We start from the raw sequence: 23,657 nt of genomic DNA, 5'->3' as shown, positions 1-23,657 counted from the left end.
GGGACGTGACGACCAACTCGACCTATCCCGCCCCCGGGGAGAAGCGCCCGCACGCGGTCCAGGCCGTCACCACCGACGGCCCGAACGGCAAGACACAAACCAACTACAGCTACACGGACACGGGCAGCACCGAGACCCGTGGCCCCACCGGATCCGCGCAGACGTTCACCTACGACGCCGAAGGCCACGTCGCCACCGCAAAAGAAGCCAACGGCGCCGAAAGCAAATACCTTTACGACGCCGACGGAAACCTCCTCATCACCAAGGACCCGTCCGGGACGACCCTGTCAATCGGCGACACGGAATTGTGGGTTCCCACCGGTGGCTTTTTCGCATCCGGTACCCGGTTCTACAGCTACAACGGCCAGGTCATTGCGACGCGGACGAGTTCGGGCGGGTTGAGCTGGAAGCTGGGCGATCACCACGGAACCCCCTACGCCACGGTCGACGCGGCGAACCTGGCGGTGAGCAAGCGCTGGCAGGACCCCTACGGTGGTGACCGTGGGACGACGGCGTCGACGTGGCCGGACAAGCATGGGTTCCTCGGCGGCTACCAGAACACCACGGGCGTGACACACATCGGCGCCCGTGACTACGACCCGCTCACCGGGCGGTTCATGACCGCAGACCCGGTACTCGACACGAGCGATCCGCAGGCGCTGAACGCCTACAGTTACGGCAACAACAGTCCGGTGTCGTTCAGCGACCCGACCGGCATGGTCCTGCAGATCGACGGCCGACCAGCCTATATCGGTTCGGACGCGATGAGCTCGATGAGCCCGGCGAAATGGGCGCGTGCTTGCCAGTACAACTACGGTGTCGCCCGAAACTGGGCAGTCGCCGTGACGCACAAAACTCCTCCCACGTATCCCGCTTTTGTCGGCAAAGAGAATCATGAGTTGACGCCGAAGCAACGACGAGCGCGCTGGGAGACCCAGTTCGCCAACTGGTCGCTCGAGCCACCGGACCGGCGTCCGCCGGACTATGACCAATTTAGAGCGGCGTTCTGCTCTGAATTTTCCGACTTGAGCGAATGTGAAACACGTCCTGAGCACGATGGGCCGCCCTCGGTCGAAGGAGCGATCATGGCGTTGACGCTCCTCATCCCGTGGGGGGCGGTGTTCCGCCTCGGTGGCGAGTTCGTCGCCGGGGCGGTCGCGGGTATCGAAGGATCGGTCGCGGCGGGTGGTGCCATTGCTGGCGGTGTCGGCGCCGGCGCTCTCGGGGACCTCGGAGCATCGGCTACCGCAGCGAAGATCGCAGCCGCGGCGGCCCGCGGTGAGGGCGCTGCAGCACGGTGTATGAACAGCTTCACCGGCGACACACCGGTCCTGATGGCCGACGGCACCAGTAAGCCCATCGCCAAGGTCAAGGTCGGCGACGAAGTCGCCAACGCCGAACCCGCGGACCGCCTCGTTCAACGACATGTCGTGACTGCGCTGCACATCACCGACGACGACCACGACTTCGTCGACATCACGGTGCAAATATCAGCCGAACCCGCGGACCGTCGGTACGGCAGCCCACTACCCCTTCTGGAACGCATCGCACCACGCCTGGACCGACGCGGCTGACCTCGAGGTCGGTGACCTGCTCTCCACGCCGGGCGCTGGCCTCGTCACTGTCGGATCCGTGCGTCGTTAGACTGGGCAAATCGCACCTTCAACCTTATTGTCGAGACAGTTCACACGTACTATGTACTCGCTGGTCATACGCCAGTTCTCGTTCACAACTGCGGCGGTCTGGGAGATCCGTGGCAGGTAGCAGATCGGGTCTCCGGCGCAAAGGATGGCCACATATGGAGGCTTCACGGCTCCGGTACCCCCGCAAGATCTGCAAACGGTACGGCGAGTAAGTTCGGAGTTGGCACCTCGCCAGAGGATGTCATTGACCAAGTGATGGCTGGTGTGAATAAGGATACGCTAGTGGGCCCCGGAAGGATTCCGGGGATGCATATTCACGAGTACGACACGGGAATTCCTGGATTTGGTACTGTGGACGGAGTGCCGACCTCGTGGATTCGCGTATTTGTTGATAATGCCGGTAACCTGGGCACGGCATTTCCGATTTTGAGATAGGAGAACTGGCGGCATGGTTGGGACTAGTGCGGCCTATCTACTGTCAACTAATCCTGGGTTTGAGGGTCCGGAGTTGGGGCTGGACTTGTCGACGGCTCCAGGCTACCAACTGTTCTTCTCCTGCTTCATGGGTGACCTCGACCTCTCGCTGAATGGGGTTAGCTTCAGGACTAATTTTGGTTGGATCGCAACGCTTGGGTACGCTATCGCGTTCTATCGGACTGTTCGAGAGTTGCCTGTCAATGGAGAATCGACGGTTGACTTCCAGGATGATAGTGATTGGATCAAGCTTCAGCCAAGAGACGATCTAGTGCAAGTTTCCTGCTCATATTCATCGAACGAGCAGGAGGTTTCTTATCGAGATCTGCTAGCTATATCTTTGACCAGTTTGCAGGATCTTCTCTGCTCGCTTTTGGTGAGATTTCCGGAATTGGGAGATAATGATTCGCTGGGTAAAGCAATGACCGAGATAGGCTTGACTTTCCCCGATCATTAATCGACTGGTTGGCGCGCCGGCGCGGTGTCGGAAGTGGTGGAGATACAGGGCTGAGGCAAAGTCGGATATCGGCGGGTTAACCTACGGTCATGTCATTGCGACGCGGACGAGTTCGGGTGGCCTGAGTTGGAAGCTGGCTGATCACCACGGCGCGGCTTACGCCACGGTGAAGGCGGCGGACTGACGCCGTGCAAGCGCTGGCGGGAGCCCTAAGGCAGTGACCGTGGGACACTGCCGTCGGCTTGACCGGACAAGAACAGGTTCCTCGGCGGTTGCCAGAACGCCACGGGTGTGACACATCGGCGCTCGTGACTACGACCCGCTGACCGGGCGGTTCATGACCGCGGACCCGGTGCTGGATACGGGCGACCCGCAGGCGTGAACGCTTACAGTTGCGGCAGCAACAGTCCGGTGTCGTTAATCGACCCGACCGGCATGGTGCTACAAATCAACGGCCGTCCGGCATATATCGGATCGGAGAGGATCGGCGCGGCAGCGGCTGCTCAGTGGCCACCTTTCGGCATGACCGGAAGTCCCGGCGGACGACCGCTCTGCCGCACAAGTGAAAATATTTACGGACGGTGATCGGTTGTAACGGTGCCGAAGTCTGACCCGCCTAGTTCACCAAATTCAGCGGCGCGGACGGAAGCAGCCGAGGCGATCACCAGGGATTCGCGGAACGCGATGCATTGCCAAGAGGGGCATGACCACTGCCATGGAGCACCAGTGCCCACACTTGGAATGTTGCCCGTGGTCATGATCTCGGCTCGGTGGTGCAGGCCGGAACGATTCAGCAGTTGTCCGTGGCAGAGGCGAACCGGTGGTGGTCGACCCTGCCGTGCCCCGGCAGCTCCCACCGGTCATGCCCGACTTCACTGGGCGGCGGAACGAACTGGCGTTGTTGAGCGAGCAGTTACCTGCTGGCGACCAGGACGACAGGGTACAGACTGTGGTTATAACTGCGGTCAACGGAACCTGCGGCGTCGGCAAGACGATGCTTGCGCTGCACTGGGCGCACACGGTCGAGCGTCGCTTTCCCGCCGGAACCCTCTTCGTCAACCTCCGCGGTTACGGACCGGTGATCCGCTGTCCCCAGGCGAGGCCCTGGAAGGATTCCTCCAGGCGCTCGGCGTGCCGGCCGAGATAATCCCCGCCGGGATCGAGAGCCAAGCCGGCCTGTACCGGTCGCTGCTCGCCGGTAAGCGCTTCTGATCGTCTTGGACAATGCGAACACACCCGGCCAGGTCCGCCTGCTGCTTCCGGGCCACCCTATGTGCCTGGCCCTTGTGACCAGCCGGACGTCGCTTACTGGGCTGGTCGTCAGGACTACCACCACCGCTGGCCCCGCCCCGGAGGGCGCGGGCGGCGCGGCTGTGCCTCCGCCGGCCGCCATGGCGGCCGCCGAGACAGCGAGCACGGCCGCATTCACCGACGCGGCCGGCGGCCTGGCCCGAACAACGGCGGCCTCCTCAACTGCCGGCGAACCCGCCGGGCCCGAGTCCACCAGCCGGATTGAACACCGCGGCACCGGCCTCGAGCAGGCTCGCTGCGGCACCCGTGAGCGCGGCGGCGCGCAGCACGTTCACGACGACCTTTTGCCGCTCGCACCACTCGGCGAGGCGCCTGAGGATGGGATCGAGGTTGGACATCATGGCGGTCCGTTCCTCGACGACCGAGATCGCCTGGGCACCTTGCGGAGCGAACAGGAGGCAGTTGCAGGACGCAGCCGAGCCCGTCCGCTCGTCGGCCTGAGAGTGCGTGCGGACCGGTCCTCGCGGTCTGTGCATCTGGATGCCGGTCGGCACCTGCGTCGTTGTTGAGGGCGGAGGCTGGAGATGTCTGCGCCGGGGAACTCCACTGTTGGGGCCGACGCCTCGTTGGTCTCATCCAGGTGTGGAGGTCGTTGTGGCGTGGGTGGAGCAGTGTGGGAGCAGGTCGTGGCGGGTGAGGTATCGGCGGCAAGGTTTCGGTGTTCGGTCGGTTTCCGGGTTCGGTTCGCGGCGTGATGCTGCGGCTTATGCCGCGGGGCTGGAGGTGGATCGGCGTCGGCGGGTGTGGATCGATCCGGTCGACAGTGCGGTCACAGTGGCGGATTGGGTGGTGCGATGGTTTCGATCGCTGGATCTGGATCCGCGGACGATCGAGAGTTACCGGAGTCGGCTGCGGTGTCACATCCTGCCGAAGTTCGGGGACATGCCATTGGGTGCGATCACGGCGCTGGGTGTGACCGAGTGGGCTCGGGAGCTGGAACGGGACGGGTACGCCCCGTCGACGGTGAGCTCGCAGCTCAACCTGTTGTCGATGCTGCTGACCGATGCCGCTGACGAGCGGCTGATTCCGTTCAATCCGGTGCGGCGGCGGAGGCGTCGGGGTCGGCGGTCGCGGCGGGCGGTGCCGGAGCGGGTCTGGGCGACACCGGAGCAGGTGGTGCGGATCGCCAAGCAGGCCGGTGTCCTCGGTGGGCCGATCGCGCGGCTGCTGATCATCACCGCGACGTGGACCGGCTGCCGGTGGGGTGAACTGGCCGGCCTGCACCGGGACAACGTCGATCTCGGACGCGGCGTGATCGTGATCGATCCGCTGGTAGGTGCGCTGCACAAGTCGGGGTCGATGCGCTGGCTCGGGCCACCGAAGACCCGGGCCTCGGCCCGGACGATCGCGCTGCCGCCGTTCCTGGTCGCGCTGCTACGCGAGCACCTCTCGCGGCACCGGTATGAGTTCGTGTTCACGACGCCGAGCGGGACGTGGTTGTGGCGCTCGACGTTCCTGCGGCGGATCTTCCGCCCCGCGGTCGACGGCAGCGACGCGTCTGGAATGAAGGCGGGCTGCGAGGCGGTCCGGCGAGGGTTGACCTTCCACGGGCTGCGGCACAGTCACAAGACCTGGCTGATCGCGGGCGGCGCGCCGGAGATCGCCCAGGCTCGGCGGCTTGGCCATCATCTGGACAACCGGGTCATCGAGACCTATTCCCACGTCGCGCCGGAGGTCGAGCAGCGGCTGCTGGATGATCTCGAGCGCCGCTGGCACACGGCGGCCCCGCCACCGCCGACACCGTCACCGGGTGTGGTCGACGGGGGGGCGGGTAGGGCCGGTTGTCCCCCTCTTCGCCACGGTGGGGGTCACCCGACGGCCGGACCCGGGAGCAGCGGGAACACCGCGCCGACGCCGGATCGAGAGTGGGGCGGTGCTCCAGTTCTGCCCCACCAGGAGCACAAGATCGCACCGCAATCCGATCACCGAAGATCGAACTGGGAATGCAGAAAACCCCTCCGACCAGCCCGGAAGACTGAAACGAAGGGGTTCCTTACGATGTGGAGCTAAGGGGACTCGAACCCCTGACCCCCTCCCTGCCAGGGTCGATCATGGCCCTGACCTGCGGCGATAGAGAATCGCCTAGTGGAATGGTGCGCTTGATCGCCGTTTTTTGCAACTGTGTGTTCTACCATGCTGGGGCTTGACCGACTTGTGTCTCGGGACAGTGAGCGCGTACCGGTCATCAGCCGCACCGGGAAACGGTCTGGCTTGCACTTCGTGACATGAAGTGAGCTGTCGCTAGTGGTCGTTGGATCGTTCGGGCTGCTCAGGGCTGCGCGCGCGAGAGGATGCCGCGGATGAGGACGTCGAGCGACCATGCGAACCTCTGCTCGCCGGTGCCGGACATGATCTCGTTCCGTGCGGCGTGGACGCGGGGGTACTCGTTCGCCGGAGCGCGGTTGATCGCCTGGGCGACGGGGCCGTCCGGTGCTGCCGGGTCCGAGCCGTGTGCGTGTTCTGCCGCGACCGCGGTGACGAACATGGTCAGCATGTCGATGGCCCAGGCCGCATTCGCCTGGTCGACGCCGGCTTCCGCGAGGATTTCGAGAAGGGCTTCGGCGATGCGCAGCGCGTTGGGTCCCACGGCGGTGGTCCGGAAGGCCATCAGGGCGACAGCCGGGCTGCCCACCAGGAGTTCGGCGTAGGAGCGGAGGAGTTCTTCGAGCCGGTCGCGCCATGAGCCCGTTGCCCCGTCGACCTTGACGGCTTCCAGCGCGCGGTCGAGCACGAGCGCCTGGAGTTCAGTCAGGTCGTTGACGTAGGCGTAGAGCGAGGCCGGGCCCGTGTCGAGGGCCTTCGCGATCTTGCGGAGGCTCATGGCGCCGCCGTCTTCCGCAGTGATCTGGCGCAGCGCCTCCTCGACGATCGCGTCGCGGCTCAGCGGCGGTTTCGCCGGTCGGGTGCGGCGGCTCTGGACCTCGGGGGCGCCGAAGGGATCACGCGGGGGCACCGGCAAACGCTATTCGCCGCGCACTCTGTTCGTCAACTTGACGAACAGAGTTCGTCACGAATACTGTTCGTCGGGTGACCGTCGCGGTGCCGGCCACGGAAACGTTCTCTCCACAAGGAAAGGGGTGAACCAGCATGTCCACACGCACTATCGCCATAGTGGGCGCGGGCCTGAGCGGTCTCGTCTGCGCCCGGATCCTCCAGCGGAACGGAATACCCGTCACCGTCTACGAAGCGGACGCCACACCGGATTCTCGTCAGCAGGGCGGCTCGCTCGACATTCACGAGGACAGCGGGCAGATCGCGCTCGAGGAAGCCGGCCTTTACGAGGAGTTTCGCGCTCGTACGCACGTCGGCGGCGAGGACGTGCGCCTGCTCGACAAGACCGGGCGTGTGCATGTCGACAGGCGCGAACCGGCGGGTGGCGGTGGCCGGCCGGAAATCGATCGGACGGAACTGCGGCAGTTGCTCGTCGAGTCGCTGAAGCCGGGGACGATCGACTGGGGGCGCAAGGTCGTCGCCGCGCGGCCCGTCGCGGTGGGGCATGCGCTGGAGTTCGCGGACGGCTCCGCGATCCGCGCCGATCTCGTCGTCGGTGCGGACGGCGCGTGGTCGAGGATCCGGCCCCTGCTGACTCCGGCGAAGCCCGGCTACACCGGAATCACCCTGGTCGAGATGCGCCTGGCCGACGCGGTGGCCGAACATCCGGACGCGCTCGCACTCACCGGGCGGGGGAACTTCTTCGCGCTGTCGGACAACAGGTACATCGGCGGGCACGGCGGGAACACCATCGCGTTCGGCTGCGGGCTGCGCGTCCCCGAGAACTGGGTCGCCGACTGCGGTATCGATTGGCGCGAACCGGAATCCGTTCGTGCGGGGCTGCTGCGCGAGTACTCCGACTGGGTCCCGGCTCTGACCGACCTGATCCGCGAGTGCGACGACGGCGCGATCTGGCCCCGGCCGATCTACGCGCTGCCGACCGGTCTCACCTGGGAGCGGGTGCCTGGCGTGACCCTGGTCGGCGACGCCGCGCACCTGATGTCCCCGTTCGCGGGCGAAGGCGCCAACATCGCGCTGATCGACGGCGCCGACCTGGCACGGGAGATCCTCGGCAGTTCCGACGTCGAAACCGCCCTCACCCGTTACGAGAACACGATGTTCCCGCGTGGCGCCAAATCGGCCGCGGGGTCGCAGAGAGGTCTCGACCTGATGTTCGTCGACGGCCGACCGATGAAGATGATCATGTTCTTCAAGGGTATGTCCGTCTTGTCGACCCTGACCAAACCGTTCGAGCGCCTTTTCGCCGGCACGAACAAGGAGAACAAGAAATGACGACCAACGGGACGACCAGTCGGCTGGACGCGAACCTGACGCTGGGCGCCGTCGAACTGACGGTCGCCGACCTGGACCGCAGCCTGGACTACTACACGCGGTCCATCGGCCTGAAGGTCCTTGACCACGAGGCGGGCAGTGCGTGGATGGGGGTCCCTGGACGGGTGCTCGCCGTCCTGCGGGAGCTGCCTGGCGCGGGCCTTCCCCCGGCCTCGAGCCCGGGGCTCAGCCACTTCGCACCCCAGGTGCCGACGCCCGCCGACCTGGCCCGGTTCGTGAAGCACTACACGGCCGAGCACTCCGAGTTCGAGCTGGCGGATCACAGCGTCGCGCATTCCTGCTACGTCGTGGACCCGGACGGTCATTGCGTGGAGGTCACCTGCGCCCGCCCGCGCGAGGAGTGGCGCTGGCAGGGCGACCAGCCGGCAGTCGTCGCGGATCCGATGAAGCTCGAGGACTTCACCAACGAACCCGGCGCGGACGAGCCGTTCACGGGACTGCCCGCGGGGACCGAGATGGGGCACGTCCAGCTCAAGGTGACCGACGCCGAACTCGAGGCCACCGAGCCCTTCTACACCGACCTGCTCGGCTTCGAGGTCCAGGGCAGGCTGGGGAACATGTTCCTCGCGATCGGGGTGACCGACCACCGAGCCCTGCTCGTCCTCACCAACCGGTTCAGCCCCGACGGAGGAAAACCCGTCCCCGAGGACACCGCGCACCTCGTCGGCGTCGACATGCTGCTGCCTACGGCGAAGGACGTGCGCGCACTGGCCGAGCGGCTCTCCGCGGCCGACTATCCCCATGCTCTCTCGGCGGACGTGCTGAAAGTGCACGACCCGTCGGGAAACCTGTTGCGCTTCAACGCGAACGCCATCTGATCGGACGCCGCCCGCGGGTGACCTGCCGTGGTCTAACCACGGCGGCAGTCGATTCTCATGCTCGTCGCGACCATCGACGACCGGTGAGGTCCCCTCGGTGGTGCCGCCCGAGAACGCATTCTCATCGGCAGAAGAGGACGTTTGAGTGGCGGTGTGAGTCGTGCAAGCGCTGCGGCGGGAGGCACATCGCGGCCGCTTGTCAGAAACCTGTGACTTGTTCGAATGGCTGGATGGAAGATCACGGGATCTGATTGTCGGCTTCGGGCGCGTCTGGGGTGATGCTGGGACGGCCTTATCGGGGATCTGGTGGTGTGGAGGTCGTCATGGCGTGGGTCGAGCAGACGGGTCAGGCTTCGTGGCGGGTCCGGTACCGCCGTGCGGATAGGACTGTGGGGTCGGTGCCGGGGTTCGCGAGTCGCCGGAATGCGGAGGTGCATGCCGCTGACGTGGAGTCCGATCAACGGCGGCAGATGTGGATCGACCCGGCGGGTGGCCGGCTGGAGTTGCGGTCGTGGGTGGCGCGGTGGTTGCCGGTTCAGGATCTGGATCCGCGGACGGTGGACAACTACGAGAGTTACCTGCGGTGTCATGTTCTCGTCCGGTTCGGCGCGACGCCGCTGGAGGAGATCACGGCGCTGGATGTGGATGCGTGGGTGAAGGAGTCGCGGGAGGCTGGCTACGCGACGGCGACGGTGGGGAGCCGGGTGAAGCTGTTGTCGATGATCTTGGGCGATGCGGTGCGGCAGCGGCTGATCCCGGTCAATCCGGTGCGGCAGCGCCGTCGGCGTGGCCGCCGGTCCCGGGCGATGGTGGCGGAGCGGGTGTGGGCGAGCCCGGAGCAGGTGCTGCGCATCGCGAACCAGGCCGGTGTGCTCGGGGGACCGGTGGCACGCCTGCTGGTGATCACCGCGGCGTGGACGGGGTGTCGGTGGGGTGAGCTCGTGGCCCTGCACCGGGACAACCTGGACTTGGACGCAGGCCGGCTGGTCGTCGACGCCGAGGTCGGCTCCCTGCACGAGTCGCGGGGCAGGCGGTGGTTGGGGCCGCCGAAGACGCCGTCGTCGGCCCGCACGATCGTGTTGCCGTCGTTCCTGGTCCGGCTGCTGCGTCGGCATCTGGAGACGCATCCGTTCGAGTTCGTGTTCACCAACGCCTGTGGCACCTGGCTGTGGCGCTCGAGTTTCGACCGGCGGGTGCTGCGGCCGGCGATCGACGGTGGCGGCAGGGCAGGGGTGCGGCTGTATGCGGTCCGGCCCGGGTTGACGTTCCACGGGCTGCGACACAGCCACAAGACGTGGCTGATCGCCGGGGGTGCGCCGGAGATCGCGCAGGCTCGCCGGTTGGGGCATCATCTGCCGAATCGGGTGGTGGAGGTGTATTCGCATGTGGCGCCGGAGGTGGAGACGCGACTGTTGGCTGATCTGCAGCGTCGTTGGCAGAAGGCCGACCCGTAGCCCGTACCCGAAGGGGCCGAGGTCGAAGTCGGCAGGGCAAGGTCGGCCGCAGACGGCTCCGCCGACAAAACGCATCCGAGCAGGTTCGGCTGCCCCCATCGCCGCTGGCGGGAGGGGCAGCGTCAGTGGCACCGCCCACGGGCAGCAGCAACGTGGCGCCAGACGTCCTGCGGCCCGGAGCGAGGTGCTCCAGAAACGCCCTAGGAGGGACACTGGTGCACCTGCCGAAGTGGATCACTCAAGATCGGCCCGGGACACGAAGAAACCCCTCCGACCGGCCGAAACAACCTGATCGAAGGGGTTCTACAAGAGTGTGGAGCTAAGGGGACTCGAACCCCTGACCCCCTCACTGCCAGTGAGGTTCGATCATGATTCTGACCTGCGGCAATAGAGAATCGCCTAGTCAGATGATGCGCTTGATCGCCGTTGCTTGCAACTATGTGTTGTTGGGTGCAGTTGTAACAGGGGGTTTGCCCCAGTTGTGCCCCGGTGAAATTGGTGAGAGGACCGCCCGCGTTCGTTTCGAACAACCATGCGGTCGGCACATGACGGTGGGCTGGAGCCAGCCAAGCGGGGATCAAATCGAGCAGCGCCGTGTAGACGGAACCCGCACTGACGAGCTATGTCAGTGGTGCGGCCGGTCCCCGCGTTGAGCTACCGAGCGCCGCTTGCCGAGGCGCACGCTCTGCGGCACGAGCGGACGTCCGTGGACGCACGGGGGTGTCGGAGGGAGTGCGAGCACGGAATCGCGTTTGGTCAGCCTCATGACGTGTCCATTCGGGTTGCTGGTTATGCGGATGGGTGTGGGCGTGGTGGTCCGGCTAGCGTGACCGAGTCGAACATCCGCGCTTCTGAGGGATGGCCTAGCCGATCACGAGTACGTCCTACGTCTATCGGATCACCAAGTGCGACCCAGCCGATCGCGACGACCGAAACGTCTATCGCGTGGTGAGCGACCACGGTCCGGTGGAGGCCGCGTACCTCGCCGCCGTGACCGCGTTCGCCGAGGACACCGGCGTAGCCTTACTGACCGTCCGCGACCCCCGCGGTCAGCAGGTTCGTCCACTCGGAGCAGAGTTGCCCCGTCGACGGCCACGGACTGATCACGCACGTGCCGCGGCTGGAACCCGTGCCGCTATGGGGCTTTGCGTGCGCACCGCGACGTGCAAGACCCGTCCCGCCTGCGCGCCTACGCCAGCCTGCTGTAGCTCATCGTCCGGTGTGGACGTGCGCGATCCACTGGGTCGGTTGCTCGTGCGCGTTCCGTCGGTGCAGTCGCACGGCGTGGTGCAGCGCCTCGGCGGCGAGTGCCGGATCGGGAGCGGCCGTACCATCGTCGGTGAGCCGGGCGTAGACGTGCCGGGTGATGGCGGTGGCCGCGGCGTCGCCGACAGGCCAAAGGGTGCCGACAACCGCTCGGAATCCGGCGAGCAGGCACGCCCCGGTTAGGTGTGTCGCCTCGTCGGCGTGCTCTGGGCTCGTGTCGGCCGTGCTGCAGGCGGACAGGTAGGCGAGCAATCCGCTGGGCAATCGCAAGCCGGCGATGTCCGCTACGGTCAGTGGACGCGTGGCGTGGTCGTGCAGTAATAGCTGGCTGCGGTTCGGGTCCGTCCAGTCGGCGGACCCATGGCAGGAGAAGTGCGCGATCCCGTGTTCAGGCAGCAGGCGTATCACGTCCGCGTGCTCGGCGTCGAGCAGCAGCGTGGCTCCAGGAATGAGATCGCGCAGGTGCTCGGCTTCCTCGGTGACGCCGGGCAGCGGCGTGAAACCGGGCGGCGCGGGCGCGGCGACGATTAACGTCGACGGCTCGTACACTACGTCCGTACGCGCGTGGGCGAGCGCGCGGATCGTGGGCGTGTAGGACGAGATCACCCGGTCCATAACGGTGTCGTCAGTCGCGTGGTTTCCCGCTGCGTGCAGGGGGAAGAACGTCATAATGCCGACCGGGCACCACCACAGCCGCGGCCACTCGGCCGGCTTACCGGTGTGTCCGAGATGCCGCAACACCGGCTCGGTGACGGTGTGCCACAGGCGTTCCAGCGCGGCGAGCACCTCCTGTTGGGCGTCCGCGCGAACCTGCGCCAGCTTGGCGTTGATTGTCTGCGCGATCGCCCCGCGTAGCACGTTGATCTCGTTGTAGGCCCAGTCCTGGGTGAGTCCGTCGAGTGCGACGAGCTCCACGGTGTCCGTGACGACGAGCGCGTGACCGCTGGTTCCGTGCACGGTCACGTAGACGATCGGCCCCTGCGCGGTCTGCCGGATGATCTCCGCGATCGGTGGCGGCCGCAGAAACCCGGCGAACCCGTCCATCGCGCGGATGCGGCCGAGCAGATCCTCCCAGCGCTCGTGCAGCGCGACCCGCTGCGCCACGGTGGTCGGAGTCCGGTCCGCCTGCTCGATCTCCTGCCCGAGCGCGTCGAACTCTTCCGCCAGCCGGGCTTCCTGGTCGCGCAACGATGTGAGGTCGCTGCGGATGTCCAGCGCGTCGGCGAAGAGCAGCCCCCGCGTCTGCTCCAGCAACTCCACTGCATAGGCCGGCCGACCCGCCGCGATCGCCGCGGCCGCGACGAGATCGGCGAGCCCACGGAAGTCCGTCACCTGACGGGCGCGGTCTGCCGACGAGCGTTCGCGCGTGGTCACCAGCGGAATGAGCCTGACGACGTTCTCGGCCATTTCGAGCGCGTGCTGTGGATCGCCCGCCCTGAGATCGCGCTCCGCGGCCTGTCGCGCTGCCCGCAGGCGGTGTTGCAGCGGTGCGGAGATAGCGAAGGCAGCGTCCGCGTAGCAGTGCCGTTCCTCGTTGAGATGAGCTTTGTCCCCGGTGAGTTTGTAGAGCGAGTTGAGGCTGCTGCCGAGGTTCATCAATCTGGTCGCGCGATCCGGGTGGTGATCGGGTGTCCAGTCGAGAACCTGGTGCTGTGCCCGCAAAGCCTCGTGTAGGTAGGTGTCGTCTTCGGTCAGCTCGAACAGCTGGTGCAACAGGGCTGCCTGATTCGTGAGGTAGCGCGTTTGGTTGGCATGCGTCGCTGGCGCCGCCTGCCCGGCCGCACGACTGAACTCCAGCGCTTCGGACAGCTTCGACGCATCGCGTTCTAACCAGGCCAGGTCGCCGAGCGAGATGCTGAGGTTCGTGAGGTAGTTCGGGTAGCGCGGATCGTTGGTGTTGGCCAGCTCCACCGCCGAACGGCACACCTGCACGGCATCCCGCAGGGCATCGACGTCTGCGCGGTGCCGGTAGGCCGACTGCAGCACCAGTCCCAGGTTCGAGAATTGGTGGGCTCTGCCCTCGGCCGCTTCCAGCTCGACGGCGCGGCGACCGGCTTCGACCGCCTCGTGTAACGACTGGGCGTCGCCGGTGCGTTCGAAGTGACTGTGCAGAGCCGCGCAGAGAACGGTATACGGCTCCAACCTGTTGTCGTCCGACGACAGCGAGATGCTCTCTCTCGCCCGTTCGACGGCTTCCCGCAGCAGGTCCGGCTTCCCGGTTTGTTTGTACAGCGTCAACACCGCGTTGCTGAGGCTGAGCCGAGCCGAAAGGGCGTTCGGGTGCTCGGTCCCGACGACCGAACACGCCTCCCGGCCCGCCTCGACGGCTTCCTGCAGTACGGCGGCATCGCCGCCCACCTCGAACTCCGCCGTGAGCAGCGAGGTCAGCGTGATCAGACCGGCTTGCCAGTTCTCGTCGTCGTGATCGAACTCCGCCCGATTGTGTCTGGCCACCTTTACCGCCTCGGCCAGCGCGGACCGATCACCGTATTCCTCGTACAGGGTCTGCAACGCACTGGCGAGATCGGCGTGGAACATGGCGTGCAGCGGGGCTTCCTCTGCGGACAACCGAACCGCCCGCCGAACGAAGGTCATGCGTCGCCGCAGCTCTGGTTCCGCCTTATGGTCGAGCAGCTCGCTCAAGGTGTCCGCGAGCACGCTCAACCGCTGCCTCCGCCTCGGGTGGTCCGGGGGAGTGGCTTCGACAGCGGCGAGCGCGGCCTCGACGGCCTCCGGGAGCAGCGCCTTATCGCCGTTCCAGGAGAACACCATCGTCAACGCGCCGCTGAGGTTCGCCAGATATTTCACCTTTTGCGACTGAGTCACCGCTGCTCGGCTGACTTGTAGCAGTTCCTTCGCGGTGCCGGCGGTCGGGTCGATGTCGAACAGCATCTTGAGTGCTCCGCCGAGGTTCGACAGACAGGTGGCCTGGTCGGCGGTGGCGTAGCTCGCCTCGACCGCGGCACGCCCGACCCGCACCGCTTCATCGAGCAGCGCTCTGTCGCGGGTGAGGAGGACCTTCTTTTGCAGAGCCAGGCTGAGCTCGTCGAGCGCGATGGCCCGGTTCGGATGACCGGCGGGACAAGCCTCGACCGCGGCTCGACCCGTGCGCAGCAGGAGGTCGATCGTGTCGACGTCCGGGGCGAGGTCCAGCACCCCGTGCAACGCCATCGCGAGATTGCACAGGTAGGTGCCGCGGTGAGGGTCGTCCGCCGGAATTTCATCGAGGATGCGCTGATATAGGAACGTGGTGTGCCGGATTTGGTCGATCGATCCGGTGTGCAGTCCTTCCGCGCGGATCTTGAGAGCGACGTTGTTCAGCCGTGGTGCGAGAAAGGCCAGAACGGGGCCGGGAACGAGTTCAGGCTTGTTGACCGCGATGGGCCACAGCCACTGGAGCGCCAGCTGGATCGGTTGTTGTTGTTCTTCCTGAGGGAGCGCGGCCGCCCGAAGCCAGTGGTACCAGCCGACGACGTGGTGCACCGCGGGGTCCGGTTCGCCCGCGCCGACGAGTTCCTCGACGAGTTGCGCTAGGTCAGGTGCCAGAGCGCCACTGGGATCGTGTGAGTCGACCACCTCCCCGATGCGTCGCTGTACCGTTTCCAGAAGTTGCTCCCGCACCTTACAGTAATCGCGCTGGCCTGCGGTTCGTTACGCAGCGCTGAACCGTGGCGATGTTCTGGTGATCGGGTGTGGAACGGAGTTTGGTGTGGAACAGGCGGAGCGGATTGCGTTGGCGGGACTGTGCGAGGAACTGCCCGAGCTGCGGGAGGAATGCCGTTCCCAGCCCGAGCGCACCAGATCACTGCTGGCCCGGATTGAGGAGGAAGCACGCGCGCGCAGGCCGTTCCTCCCGCTGCTGAGCCAGCTCCTTGGCACATCAGAAGCGGCGCGCGGACTCGGCGGTGGTTTCCCCGGCGCCGGGCCGGGGCAGGCTGACGAAGAGGTGTTCGGCTGTCCCGACGGCGCGTGCGACCGGAAGGCCCAGTCTGTTCCCGCCGGGGCACCGCCGCGCTGTGTGGTGCTCGGCCGCGACATGAGGCGCGTGTAGTCCGGTGACTGGATTCTTCCAGGAGTTGGCGAAGAAACTTGCCGAACGCTGGGTCGCGCTGCTGGTGCTGCCCGGCGTCCTGTTCGTGGCCGGCGCGGTCGTCGGTCTGCATCTGCGTCACGCTCACGCGCTCGACACGGCGACGGCCGCGGCGTTCGTCACGGCCAGGACCACCGCGATCACGAAGTGGCCAGGGGGCGCCCAAGCCGCGCTGGTCGTGGGCCTGCTGATAGCCGCAAGTACGACCGGTCTGCTGGTGCAGGGCACAGCGGGCGCCACCCGGCGGTTATTCCTGGGCAGGTGGCCAGCCCGCCTGTTGACCCGACGCCGAGCGGACCGCTGGACCGCGCTGCTGGCCAGACGACGAGAGCTGGTAGCGGCGCATCCGGCCGAAGCGCGGAAACCCGAGCAGCAGCGGCAGATCGACGCCGTCGCCGCGAAGATGAACGCGATCGCCTTGGCCGCGCCCGGCAGGCCGACGTGGATGGGTGACCGCATCCATGCGGTCGAGTCGGTGGCGCAGCACCGCTACGGCCTGGACCTGACCTTCGCATGGCCACGCCTGTGGCTGGTGCTGCCGGACACCGCCCGCACGGAGATCACCGCGGCGCATGCTTCCTTCGCGGCGGCCGTCGCCGTGGCCAGCTGGGCCTGGCCGCTGCTCGTGCTGGGTTTCTGGTGGTGGCCCGCGACCGTGATTGGACTGGTGGTCGGCGCCACCGGCCGGGCCCGTGCCCGTGACGCGATCGGCGACCTGACCTCGCTCACCGAGTCCGCGCTGGACCTGCACGGCCGAGCACTCGCCGAAGCGCTGGGAGCGGCGGCCGACGGTGTCAGCGGTCCGTTGACGCGCGAGGAAGGGCTGAAGATCACCAGCTTGGTCCGCAAAGGCCGCTGACGTTGATGCTTGCGCTGGCGCGCAAGAAAGTGGACGGGGAAATCCCGATAAGGGCTGATCATACTGGCAGGCGCCGGCCGCCCTCAATGGCACTGTCTCACCCTCGACGCCACTGGGTGTCAAATGTATGGGCTCAGGAGATCCTTGACGTTTCGTACTCGAGACATACTTGGCGATCACTCGTCGTCCTGATCTTGTGGTCCCGTTGGATCAAGAAGCACTGGCGGAGTTTCGGTAACAGGCGGTGTGAGGTACTCGGTGGCTCCCCGATCGGGGGAAGTCGCCGCGCGCTACGGCACTTCCCGTCAGTCGCTGCACACCTGGCGGCAGCGATTCCAGCAGGGAGGCATGTCCGGTCCGGCCGACCGCTCCCGCCGGCCCGAACCGGATCATGGCCGAGATCGAGGCGTTGACCTGTCAGTTACGCCGGCAGCATCCTCGTTGGGCCCGCCGGATTAGCCACGAACTGGGCCGGCGTGTCGTCGATCCCACGCCGTCGCGGGCGACGGTGCACCGCATCCTGGTCCGCAATGGACTCATCGATCCTCATGCCCAGCAACACAAGCGCAAGTACAAGCGGTGGCAGCAGGCTGAGCCCATGCACCTGTGGCAGATGGATATCGTCGGCGGTGTCCCGCTGGCTGATGGCCGTCCTGCAAGCTGGTGACGGGTATCGACGACCACTCCAGGTTCGTCGTGGTTGCGGCGGTGGTCGCGGTGCCGTCCGGGCGGGCGATCTGCGCGGCGTTCACTGCGGCGATGCGCCGTTACGGCGTTCCGTCGGAGGTGTTGACCGACAACGGCGGGCAGTTCACCGGCCGGTTCATCAAGCCGCAGCCGGTCGAGGTGATGTTCAAGCGGATCTGCCGGGACAACGGGATCAAACAACGGCTGACCAAGCCGAGTTCGCCCACTACCACCGGGAAGGTCGAACGGCTGCACAAGACGTTGCGGGAGGAGTTCCTTGACCACGTCGCCCCGTTCGAGTCTGTTGCCGCCGCGCAGGCCACGATCGACGGGTGGGTCGAGAGCTACAACCGCCAGCGCCCGCACCAGGCCCTGGATATGGCCACCCCAGCCAGCCTGTTCCGGCCCAACGGCCCCACCCGTCTCGACATCGGCACGGACCCTGGCTGCATCACCGACACCGGCGACACATCCCCGGACCCGCACCCGACACGCCGGGACAGCAGCCGGCGGCGTCGACGTTGCCGGTGGACGTGATCGAACTGCCCGCCTTGCTCACAGACGGCTGTCGAGGGCGCCGCGGTGGAGTTTCAGGCACGGGTTCCGCCCAGTGGCCAACTCGCCGTCTGCTCTGGCCGTCAATCGATCGGGCTCCAAGGACCTGCGGCATCTGGCGATGCGCGGCGCTCGCCCCGCCGGTGCGCCGCTGGCCAAGCCCGCGCTACGCCGCCGCAATGGCATCCCGGCGCTGCCCGAGGGCGGCGCGGTCGAGATCGAGCGATCGGTGACCAAGGACGGCCAGGTCACCACCGCTGGCAGCCCGCATCTGGTCGGGTTTGTCTGGGCCGACCGCAAGGTCACCCTGCGCTTGGACGGGCATCTCATGCACGCCATCGCCGAATAACGCCCTGATCGGCACCTGGCACTGCCCGGTCAGCACTGACCGCCTGGCCGGCGTTCACGGCGCGCGAACCCCGTCCACGCCGCTGCCACCTCCGCCGCTGCCCACGAAGGCCGAGTAGGCCGAGCGTCGCCACCAGCGCGAAGTCGAACGGGTTGACTGATTCCCGGGCCGTGGTCAGTAGGGCCTCGAACTGCAGGTGTGACAGGCCGAGGGTCGGTGATTCGCTGGGTACCGTCGGGCGTACTCCGCTGGCGAGTGCTCGAGCATGGTGTCGATGACGCAGGTGCGGTAGAAGCCGATGACCACGGACATCCTGCGTGACACCGTAGAGGGGTTGAATCGTCGCACCTCTTGCATCCAGCGCACGTACAGCTCGATCTGTGCCCGGCGCGCTGACAGCGGAGCGAGGTCGCGTTCGCCGCATCAGGTGAAGAAGATCTGCAGGTCTGACTCCGAATGCGTCCGCGAAGCACCCGAGTAGCGTCCGAGGTACGCCGCAGCCGCCAGTCGTAACACCGTTTCGTCTAGGTCTGTGGGCTCCATAGCCTCCGATGTTGGGTGAGAAGGCTCGATGCACAAGGCCAGGAGAAGCGCGCCCTAGCGGCATGATAGTGCGTCGTACTGATCAACTCGTGGGCGGAAGCCAGTCGCCTGTCTCACGGTGGCGGCCAAGGCCGACGGCATCGAACTCATCGAAGTACTTGCCCTTGATCACGCCAAGCCGCCGAAGCGCCCGGGAGATGGGGCTGCCCTCGGCTGGTATCGGCTTTCCCGTTGCCAGGTGCAGGGGGCCGAGCGCTACCTGACCGCCGTCCCATACCTGTGCGGACTGGGTTCCGCTCCCACCGAAGTAGTCAGCCTCGACGTAGGTGATGGGACCGCCTGCCGAACAAGCAGCCAAGGCGCGGCCGAACCCGGTGGGTGCCTTCCAGAACGCATCGAGCGTGGGTGCTCCGGCGACGGTGACCGCGTCGAACAAGGCGTCGGTCATCGGTAGTAAGCAGAGGCGCTGGGTGAGCGGAACGATGCATCCCTCCTCCGCCGTGCCCGCCAACTTCCGGAGGACAGGGTCGGTAGCGATGGCTCCCTGCAGCTGATACCCCATGCCCTTATTCTCGTTCCCATCTCAGCACTCGAGCCGGCGGGCGTCGGATCTCCGCCGGGATCCGGCATACCAGTCGGTCACCCGGGCACGTGTTCATCGGCAGGAGCGAGCACCGACAACGCTCGACCAGCGGCATGAGAGTACGTTAACGTAGGGTGATCAATGCGTAAGGCCGCTCGAACCTGGACACGCCCAGGAACCGGCTGCCGAATCACCACCGTCGAGAAACACCTCACCGCCATCACCGGCAAACTCGGCCTCACCCAAGCGACGGACGGCGCAGCGTCAACGTCCGCGTGCTGGCCACCCTGAAATACTTGCGCAACACCGAGTGAGCGGCGAAAACCACCGGTGGATGACGAATTGCGCACGGGCGATCGCTCCCACGTCGGCCGGGTGGGGTGGCGTCGTCGTCCGCGCCTCAGCATAATCGGACGAACCGCACGATCAGCGGCATGACATCCGGCCGCCCGGCGGGTGCCGGGGTTCAGAGGTTGTTGATGCCGGCCAGCTGCTCGGCCGCTGCGCAGAGCCGTGGGCCGATGGCTGGGGGTCGGCCGCGTCCCGGTTGAGCCGGGCCTCGGTGACGCTGCCGCGTGTCTCCCCGAGCTCGGTCGGCCCGAAGAATTGGTCACCGCGCGCTCGCCATCGGCGCCGTCACCGGCGGCAACGCAACGACATCACGGACCCTTTGCGCCTACCTCGAGGCTATCCACAACCAGAGCCTCGATACGCAGATCATCGACCGCCTCATTGCTGATCTTGATGCGGTCAAGGCGTACTCCGAGAACAGCAACATCACGCTCGACTTCTCTACGGAGCAGCCCGGAACCTGGTCCAAGTTGTCATCGACTACGCGTAGATAAGCAACATCTTGGTGGGTTTCGACGACGTTAGTGGTCATGACCGATGACGACACGCCACCGCCCCCTGCCGCCTCCGTACCGGTTCCTCCGCCTCTTGTTGAGGCGGTGCGGGTGGTCCGGTTGCGGGAGCTGTCGCCGAAGTCAATGTGGTGGACCGCGGCCGTGATCGCGGTACTGACTGCGGGCGCGGTGGTGGTGCTGTGGTGGCCGGCGACCGCTGGGCTGACCGGGGCCGATCTGGTGACCGCGCGGCTGGACGCGTTGAAGATCGGGCTGAGCATCGGGGTGGGCGGCGGCGGCGTGGTTGCGTTGTATCTCGCGTGGCGGCGCCAGAACTCAACCGAAGCCGACCTCGACAACCGCGAACGCACCCTCGCCCATCAACAGGAAGTCGCCGCGGCCACTATGGCCCATCAGGACCGGGTTGCTCGAGCGACCGAGCATGATGCGGCTGAGCGGCGGCTGACTGAACTGTATCTGAAGGCGGTCGAGCAGCTCGGCTCATCGCAGGCCGCGGTCCGTCACGGCGGGCTCTACGCCCTCGAGCGCGTCGCGCAAGACAATTCGTCCCAACGGCAGACGGTGGTCGACGTGATCTGCGCCTATCTGCGCAACCCGTACTCCACCACAACACCCGATACCGTTAGGCCCCGCTCGCTAGGGGTACGACGCCCGTTGCTGCGATCGGCCACGGTGCATAGCGTGCCCAGGTCGCCCCGGCACGCAGGCCACGATCGAGAATATTGGCAGCAGGAGCGCGAAGTGCGACTTACTGCCCAACACGTCCTGCGTCGCCATTTGCAACCGGGCGACGCCCCGGACCAGATGCTTCACACCTTTTGGCCCGATATTACCCTCAATCTCACCGGCGCCACCCTTATCGACGTGGACCTCACCGGCTGCCGCGTTGATGTAGCTACCTTCGACAAAGCGACGTTTACTGGCGACGCCTTATTCGATAGATCGACCGTCACCGGCCGTGCTTCGTTCGGCGGAGCGACCTTCGCCGGCCACGCCTCGTTCGACGAGTCGAACATCGAGCGCGCGTTGTTCCACGAGGCAATCTTCGCCGTCGGGGCGTGGTTCCTCAGGACGACTATTGGCTACGCCGTGTTCGACGGCGCGACCTTCGGCTACGCCGCGTTCGACCTGGCGACGGTCACTGACAATATCTCGTTCGACGGAGCGATGTTCAGCGGCGATGCCTCGTTCGATAGAGCGACGGTCACTGGCGATGTCTCGTTTGGCGGGGCGACGTTCACCGGCGCCGTCTCGTTCGATAGGGCGGCGGTCACTGGCGATGTCTCGTTTGGCGGGGCGACGTTCACCGGCGCCGTCTCGTTCGACGACGTAACGGTTACTGGCGATGCCTGGTTCGACGGGGCGACGTTCGTCGACGACGCCTCGTTCGACAGGGTGACCTTGACCGGGAACGTTTCGTTTCGCAGGGCGACCAGCAAGGGCATTGACTTCGACCCGGTCGAGCGTGGATAGCAGCAGCACTCCGATCTGGGGTGGCGACCGCAAGGAGCACTCATGTCCACCATCACCACGGTCGCCAACTGGACGATCACCGCGTCCGGCGACACCGCCAGCTTCACACACGCCTCGGCCGGCGGCGCGTACTGGGCGCCCCGGGTGTGGAGCGGGCGCGGACGACGGTGACCTTGCAGCTTTCGACAAGGTGCTCGGCGAGGTGATGAAGCTGCCGGTCTACTGGCTGGTCCGGTGCCGTCGTCGGGACGCCGACGCCGGCGAACCTGCGGTCTGGTCGCAGCAGCGGTATGATGCGGACGACGAGTTCGTCTACCTGAGCGAACCCTGTCGGGCTGGGCAGTAGACGGCGGGCTACCGGACGCATCCCCTTCGTCATCGACCTGGTCCACCTCCGCGGCCTGCGGATCAGGATCGCCGCTTACCTGGCGACGTCCAGTCGCCGCTGACCGTGCCACGACGAATGAAACGTCGGTCGCGGGGTATGCCCCGTGTGTGACGACTTCGCCGGGCCGATGTGGCGGTCCTCGCGGCACAGCACGGCCGGGTGCTGGTGGAGGAGCAGTTCGTCGGCAACCACTCTCGTTGGCTTCGACTCACAGCCGACGCCACGGTGCCCTACTTAGTTCCGCGCGCCCTCGTGTCCGTGTGGCCGGACCTGTCGACCGATGTTCCGGCAGTGCTGCGCACGATGTCACCGGCTGCGCCATCGCGGAGCACGCGGACGGCCGCATGCACAGCTTCCACGCCGACGCGATGACCGGGCCGACCTGACCGAGGCGTTGGCAGGCGTCCGTGCGGCCACCCTCCTGCCGCGCACCACCGACGGCCAAAACCCGCTGCTCGTGGCCGTGCAACCGGATGACGACGGAATCGTCCGCGCTCGCTGGCAGATCTGAACCGCGCAGACAAGCCGGTGGCGCCCGCCCAGTTCTCGTCGCGCCAGCGGCCCACAACACCCGGACGTCCTGTCCTCGGCAGGAGAGGATGTCGAAGCGGTAGTGTGAGTTCCGCGAGGCGCCGCAGCGCGTCGACACCTGGATGAGCTTCCGACGGTTGTCCGGACACCCTGGCGTTGCCCCGGTTCTCCGGACCCTGACGTGAGGTGGTCGGAACTTCAGGCACGTCGGTTGCTCTTGTTTTCGCTCGGGGTCAGCCAGGACAACGCTCGTCTGAGCAGTCCCCTCGCGGGCCGGTGGCCGGGTTTGTCGTTGACAATATCACCGGGTCCGACGCCGTACTCGCGGCGCAGGTCGCCGAAGCCGCGTTGGCGGTTTTCCATTTGTTCGCCGAACAACTCGAGGATTTTGCGTTTGTGTTCCTCGATCGTCCGCTTCGACTTGTGCAGGCGGTCGGCGACCTCCTGGTCGGACAGACCTCGGTCGAGCAGGGCCAGTGTCTCCTCGAGTGGCAAGGATAGGCGGACGTCGCGGCATTGTCTGATTAACTGGCGTAGGGCGTCGTGTAGGGCGGAGGTCACGATGGTGCCATTGCGGCCGATCTCGGTCACCGCTTGCGCCAGTGCGGCGTCGTCGCCGATGTATTTGCTGATGTACCCCGCTGCGCCGGCGGCCACGCAGCGTGCGATGGGTTCAGGTCGCGCTTCGGCGGTGTAGATGAGGACACGCTGGCCGTGTTCGTGCACGAGTTTGTTGATGGCTTGCATGCCTTGTAGGACCGCCGTATCGCCGGTTTGCCGGTTCAGGCACAGATCCAACACGACGACGTGGCAACCGTGCTGTTGGAGATGGACAAAGTCGTCGACGGTCCCCCAACTGCCCACCTGAGTCAGCGGAAAGTCGCTGCCTTGTCCCAGTCCTTGCCGGTAGCGAGGCTCATCGTCGATGAGAACGTAGTGCACTGGTTCTTCCGGCGCTGCCAGTGG

16 protein-coding genes and 1 pseudogene are annotated in these 23,657 nt (G+C 66.3%); 12 read left to right on the top strand and 5 right to left on the bottom strand.

Annotated elements, in window-relative coordinates; all coding sequences use genetic code 11:
• Positions 1-5 precede the first annotated feature (5 nt).
• Positions 6-1,574: an RHS repeat-associated core domain-containing protein gene (locus AB0F52_RS26045; RefSeq protein ID WP_360176129.1), complete on the top strand. Its 1,569-nt coding sequence runs from the start codon at positions 6-8 to the stop codon at positions 1,572-1,574.
• 631 nt (positions 1,575-2,205) lie between these two features.
• Positions 2,206-2,574 carry a hypothetical protein gene (locus tag AB0F52_RS26040; protein ID WP_360176126.1) on the top strand — a complete coding sequence of 123 codons (369 nt, stop codon included), beginning with the start codon at positions 2,206-2,208 and terminating at the stop codon, positions 2,572-2,574.
• A 1,469-nt stretch (positions 2,575-4,043) separates the two neighbouring features.
• Here AB0F52_RS26040 and AB0F52_RS26035 read toward each other — a convergent pair.
• Positions 4,044-4,379: a hypothetical protein gene (locus AB0F52_RS26035; protein ID WP_360176123.1), complete on the bottom strand. Its 336-nt coding sequence runs from the start codon at positions 4,377-4,379 to the stop codon at positions 4,044-4,046.
• A 247-nt stretch (positions 4,380-4,626) separates the two neighbouring features.
• Between AB0F52_RS26035 and AB0F52_RS26030 the strand changes: the two genes are divergently transcribed.
• Positions 4,627-5,895, top strand: coding sequence for a site-specific integrase (locus tag AB0F52_RS26030; protein WP_360176120.1), 1,269 nt, complete (start codon positions 4,627-4,629; stop codon positions 5,893-5,895).
• Positions 5,896-6,154: 259 nt separating this feature from the next.
• Here the strand turns inward: AB0F52_RS26030 and AB0F52_RS26025 are convergent, their stop codons facing one another.
• On the bottom strand, positions 6,155-6,838 hold the full coding sequence (locus AB0F52_RS26025) for a TetR/AcrR family transcriptional regulator (RefSeq protein WP_360176117.1): 684 nt from the start codon (positions 6,836-6,838) through the stop codon (positions 6,155-6,157).
• Positions 6,839-6,996: 158 nt separating this feature from the next.
• Between AB0F52_RS26025 and AB0F52_RS26020 the strand changes: the two genes are divergently transcribed.
• From AB0F52_RS26020 to AB0F52_RS26010, 3 genes are all read left to right on the top strand, one after another.
• Entirely contained in the window at positions 6,997-8,169 is a 1,173-nt protein-coding gene (locus tag AB0F52_RS26020) for an NAD(P)/FAD-dependent oxidoreductase (protein WP_360176114.1), read from the top strand.
• Positions 8,166-9,047 carry a VOC family protein gene (locus AB0F52_RS26015; protein WP_360176111.1) on the top strand — a complete coding sequence of 294 codons (882 nt, stop codon included), beginning with the start codon at positions 8,166-8,168 and terminating at the stop codon, positions 9,045-9,047. Before AB0F52_RS26020 ends, AB0F52_RS26015 begins: the two co-directional genes overlap by 4 nt.
• A gap of 323 nt (positions 9,048-9,370) precedes the next feature.
• Positions 9,371-10,501: a tyrosine-type recombinase/integrase gene (locus AB0F52_RS26010; RefSeq protein WP_360176108.1), complete on the top strand. Its 1,131-nt coding sequence runs from the start codon at positions 9,371-9,373 to the stop codon at positions 10,499-10,501.
• Between the two features lie 1,209 nt (positions 10,502-11,710).
• Here the strand turns inward: AB0F52_RS26010 and AB0F52_RS26005 are convergent.
• The gene (locus AB0F52_RS26005; RefSeq protein ID WP_360176105.1) at positions 11,711-15,388 is read right to left on the bottom strand and encodes a CHAT domain-containing protein; all 3,678 of its coding nucleotides are present in this window, start codon (positions 15,386-15,388) and stop codon (positions 11,711-11,713) included.
• Positions 15,389-15,476: 88 nt separating this feature from the next.
• Here AB0F52_RS26005 and AB0F52_RS26000 point away from each other — a divergent pair, with 88 nt between their 5' ends.
• From AB0F52_RS26000 to AB0F52_RS25985, 4 genes and pseudogenes are all read left to right on the top strand, one after another.
• Positions 15,477-15,818, top strand: coding sequence for a hypothetical protein (locus AB0F52_RS26000; protein ID WP_360176102.1), 342 nt, complete (start codon positions 15,477-15,479; stop codon positions 15,816-15,818).
• Between the two features lie 25 nt (positions 15,819-15,843).
• Positions 15,844-16,716, top strand: a complete 873-nt coding sequence (locus AB0F52_RS25995; RefSeq protein ID WP_360176099.1) for a hypothetical protein — start codon at positions 15,844-15,846, stop codon at positions 16,714-16,716.
• Between the two features lie 276 nt (positions 16,717-16,992).
• Positions 16,993-17,811 (top strand): annotated as a pseudogene (locus tag AB0F52_RS25990) (IS481 family transposase); the annotation flags it as partial.
• A gap of 202 nt (positions 17,812-18,013) precedes the next feature.
• Complete coding sequence (locus AB0F52_RS25985) at positions 18,014-18,307, top strand: hypothetical protein (RefSeq protein WP_360176096.1); 294 nt, start codon at positions 18,014-18,016, stop codon at positions 18,305-18,307.
• Between the two features lie 625 nt (positions 18,308-18,932).
• On the opposite strand, the gene AB0F52_RS25980 is transcribed toward AB0F52_RS25985, so the two are convergent.
• Positions 18,933-19,412 carry a hypothetical protein gene (locus tag AB0F52_RS25980; protein WP_360176093.1) on the bottom strand — a complete coding sequence of 160 codons (480 nt, stop codon included), beginning with the start codon at positions 19,410-19,412 and terminating at the stop codon, positions 18,933-18,935.
• A 902-nt stretch (positions 19,413-20,314) separates the two neighbouring features.
• Between AB0F52_RS25980 and AB0F52_RS25975 the strand changes: the two genes are divergently transcribed.
• Both AB0F52_RS25975 and AB0F52_RS25970 read left to right on the top strand, forming a co-directional pair.
• A complete protein-coding gene (locus AB0F52_RS25975) occupies positions 20,315-21,772 on the top strand; it encodes a pentapeptide repeat-containing protein (protein WP_360176090.1) in 1,458 nt (485 codons plus the stop codon).
• Positions 21,773-21,814: 42 nt separating this feature from the next.
• Complete coding sequence (locus AB0F52_RS25970; protein ID WP_360176087.1) at positions 21,815-21,943, top strand: hypothetical protein; 129 nt, start codon at positions 21,815-21,817, stop codon at positions 21,941-21,943.
• Positions 21,944-22,889: 946 nt separating this feature from the next.
• Here the strand turns inward: AB0F52_RS25970 and AB0F52_RS25965 are convergent.
• Positions 22,890-23,633 carry a response regulator transcription factor gene (locus AB0F52_RS25965; RefSeq protein WP_360176084.1) on the bottom strand — a complete coding sequence of 248 codons (744 nt, stop codon included), beginning with the start codon at positions 23,631-23,633 and terminating at the stop codon, positions 22,890-22,892.
• Positions 23,634-23,657: the final 24 nt, after the last annotated feature.

This window comes from Amycolatopsis sp. NPDC024027 (assembly GCF_040638975.1).
Classification (GTDB): Bacteria; Actinomycetota; Actinomycetes; order Mycobacteriales; family Pseudonocardiaceae; genus Amycolatopsis.
Note: the sequence above shows the minus strand (reverse complement) of the source record. Positions and strands in the feature narration are given on the sequence as shown.

Excerpts from the sequence above, each read along its gene's own strand:
- AB0F52_RS26040 (WP_360176126.1), top strand. The coding sequence starts at position 2,206 with ATGGGTGACCTCGACCTCTCGCTGAATGGGGTTAGCTTCAGGACTAAT.
- AB0F52_RS25970 (WP_360176087.1), top strand. The coding sequence starts at position 21,815 with ATGTCCACCATCACCACGGTCGCCAACTGGACGATCACCGCGTCCGGC.
- AB0F52_RS25975 (WP_360176090.1), top strand. The coding sequence starts at position 20,315 with ATGACCGATGACGACACGCCACCGCCCCCTGCCGCCTCCGTACCGGTT.
- AB0F52_RS26010 (WP_360176108.1), top strand. The coding sequence starts at position 9,371 with ATGGCGTGGGTCGAGCAGACGGGTCAGGCTTCGTGGCGGGTCCGGTAC.
- AB0F52_RS25980 (WP_360176093.1), bottom strand. The coding sequence starts at position 19,412 with ATGGGGTATCAGCTGCAGGGAGCCATCGCTACCGACCCTGTCCTCCGG.
- AB0F52_RS26015 (WP_360176111.1), top strand. The coding sequence starts at position 8,166 with ATGACGACCAACGGGACGACCAGTCGGCTGGACGCGAACCTGACGCTG.